This is a genomic window from Streptomyces caelestis (assembly GCF_001279005.1).
In the GTDB taxonomy this organism is placed as follows: domain Bacteria; phylum Actinomycetota; class Actinomycetes; order Streptomycetales; family Streptomycetaceae; genus Streptomyces; species Streptomyces heliomycini.
On record NZ_LGCN01000172.1, the window covers coordinates 1 to 236 of the forward strand.

At 72.0% G+C, this 236-nt stretch carries 1 protein-coding gene; it reads right to left on the reverse strand.

All coding sequences use genetic code 11. From position 1 onward, the window contains the following. A partial coding sequence (locus ADK41_RS15385) for a KR domain-containing protein (RefSeq protein WP_159043978.1) occupies nt 1-236 on the reverse strand: 236 nt, incomplete at both ends.

Sequence of the window (236 nt, forward strand, 5' to 3'; positions counted from 1 at the left end):
AGGGCGGGCAGGCCGGCTGCGGAGCGCTGCTGGGCGAGGGCGTCCAGGAAGACGTTGGCCGCCGCGTAGTTGCCCTGGCCGGCGCTGCCCATCACGCCGGACACCGACGAGAACATGACGAACGCGGCCAGGTCCAGGTCCCGGGTCAGCTCATGGAGGTGCCAGGCGGCGTCGACCTTGGGCCGCAGCACGTCCGAGATCCGCTCCGCCGACAGCGACGTCACCACACCGTCGTC